We start from the raw sequence: 2,363 nt of genomic DNA on the forward strand, positions 1-2,363 counted from the left end.
GTCGCGGACGCCGCGACCGGCGCGGCCGTGCGTGCGCTGGTGCTGCGCGTGCACGACGACGGCGCGGGCGGCGCCGCGGTGCGCGCCCCCGACGCGTCCGGCAGGGGCAGCGGCCTCGCGGGGCTCACGGACCGGCTGTCGGGCGTCGACGGGACGCTCCGGGTGGTCAGCCCGGTGGGAGGGCCTACGGTGATCACCGTGACCATCCCGCTGCCCGCCCCCGGGTCCCGCCGATGACGCCCGACGCGACCGGTTCGAGCCCGCTGCGCGTCGTCGTCGCCGAGGACTCCGCCATCCTGCGCGACGGGCTCGTCGCGCTCCTGTCCCGCCGCGGGTACGACGTGGTGGCGGCGGTGCCCGACGGCGACTCCCTCGTCCGCGAGGTCACGACCCTGGCCGCGGCCGGCGCGCTGCCCGACGTGCTCGTCGCCGACATCCGCATGCCGCCGTCCCACACGGACGAGGGGCTGCGCGCGGCCGAGGCGCTGCGTGCGGCGCACCCCGGCCTGCCGGTGCTGGTGTTCTCGCAGTGGGTCGAGACCCGCTACGCGTCCCGGCTGCTCGAGGGCGACCCGCGCGGCGTCGGCTACCTGCTCAAGGACCGCGTCGCCGACGTCGGGGACTTCGTCGCCGCGCTCGGCCGGGTCGCGGCGGGGGAGACGGTGCTCGACCCGGAGGTGGTGCGCCAGCTCATGGGCGCGCACCGCTCGCCGGAGGACGGCGTGGGCCGCCTGACGCCGCGCGAGAAGGAGGTCCTGGAGCTCATGGCGCAGGGCCGCTCCAACGGCGCCATCGCCGAGCAGCTGTACCTGTCGTACGGGGCGGTGGAGAAGAACGTCGCCGCCATCTTCACCAAGCTCGACCTGCCGCAGGACTCCGCCGACCACCGGCGCGTGCGCGCCGTCCTGCGCTACCTCGGCGTCGACGCCTGACCGGCGACAACTCGTGGGCCTGACCCGGGGGACATCCCCCGGGGTGGCCCGGGGGAGACGGCGCGAGGCGCGGGGGCCAGGCCCATGTCGGACGACGTCGCAGGTCACGAGGCTGGAAGCGTTCTCGTCGCCCAGCCTCAGGAGCCATCGTGGCCGTCCTCGACGCCCCCGCCCCACCCGTCCCGTCAGCGCCGGTCGCCCGGCCGCGCCCCGTCGCCCCGGCAGCGCCACCGGTCGCCGCGCCCACCGCCCGCCCGCGCCGGGCGCGCGACCCGTTCGTCGACGTCGTGCGGGCGCTCGGCACGCTCGGGGTGGTGCTGCTGCACTGGCTCATGGCGGAGGCCACGTGGGACGGGCGGACGCTCCTCGTCGGCAACGCGCTCGGGCACGGCGCCGGCTGGCTCGTGACCTGGCTGCAGCCGCTGGCCCTGCTGTTCTTCGCGGCCGGCGCCTCCGCCGGGTACCAGCGCGGGGCCGCCGTCGTGGGCGGACGCGGCTGGGCCGGCACCGTGCTCGCGCGGCTGCGGGCGACCGCCCGCCCGGTCGGGGCGTTCGTAGGCGCGTGGGCGCTCGCGGTCGCCGCGCTCCTCGCCGTCGGGGTGCCCGACGACGCGGTGTGGCGGATGGCGCGGATGGCGCCGCAGCTGCTGTGGTTCCTCGCCGTCTGGGTGGTGCTCATGGCGCTCACGCCGCTGCTGCGCGCGGCCTGGCGGCGCTGGAGGTGGGGCGCCCTGGCCGTGGCCGTGGCGCTTCCGCTCGCGCTGGACGCGCTGCGGTTCGGGTTGCCCGGCGAGCTCACCGGCATGCTGGCCTGGGCCAACGTGCTGCTCGCCTGGGCCGCGCCGTTCCTGGCCGGGATCGCGTACGCCGCCGAGCGCACCGCCCCGCGCCGGCCCACGCTCGACCCGGACGCCGACCCGCTGGCCGGTCGTGGCGCGCGGCTGCTCCTCGCCGCCGGTGCCGTCGCCGCGGTCGCCGCGACCGCCGTGCTGGTGGCGGCCGGGCCGTACCCGCTGAGCCTCGTCGGGATGCCGGGGGACGAGATCTCCAACCTCGGGCCGCCGACGGCGCCCGTCGTCGCGCACGCCGTCGCCCAGGTGTGCCTGGTGCTGCTGTTCCGGGGCGCCCTGGTGCGGCGTGCCGCGACCGGCGCGGGGGAGCGGGCCGTCGGCGCCCTGGCCCGACGGTCGATGACCGTCTACCTGTGGCACCTCACCGCGATGTTCGCCGTCGTCGGGGTCGCGCTGCTCGGGCTCGGTCAGGAGCTGCCGGCCGCCTGGGGCGCGGACTGGTGGGCGTCGCGCCCGGTCTGGTTCGCGGCGTACCTGCTGGTGCTGCTCGGCCTGGTGCGCGTGTTCGGCCACTTCGAGGACCGCCGCCGCTGACCCCGGGTGTTGTGGGTGGGATCGTGGCCCAGTTTCGTCGCGAAAC

2 protein-coding genes and 1 pseudogene are annotated in these 2,363 nt (G+C 77.6%); all 3 read left to right on the forward strand.

The window, feature by feature from the left end; genetic code table 11:
- Window positions 1–237, forward strand: a pseudogene (locus ACFUVW_RS20600) (hypothetical protein); the annotation flags it as partial.
- Window positions 238–263: 26 nt separating this feature from the next.
- Entirely contained in the window at window positions 264–932 is a 669-nt protein-coding gene (locus ACFUVW_RS20605; protein ID WP_430573157.1) for a response regulator transcription factor, read from the forward strand.
- 149 nt (window positions 933–1,081) lie between these two features.
- The gene (locus ACFUVW_RS20610) at window positions 1,082–2,317 is read left to right on the forward strand and encodes an acyltransferase family protein (RefSeq protein ID WP_430573156.1); all 1,236 of its coding nucleotides are present in this window, start codon (window positions 1,082–1,084) and stop codon (window positions 2,315–2,317) included.
- Window positions 2,318–2,363 lie beyond the last annotated feature (46 nt).

It is taken from the genome of Isoptericola sp. NPDC057391 (assembly GCF_042668085.1).
Taxonomy (GTDB): domain Bacteria; phylum Actinomycetota; class Actinomycetes; order Actinomycetales; family Cellulomonadaceae; genus Isoptericola.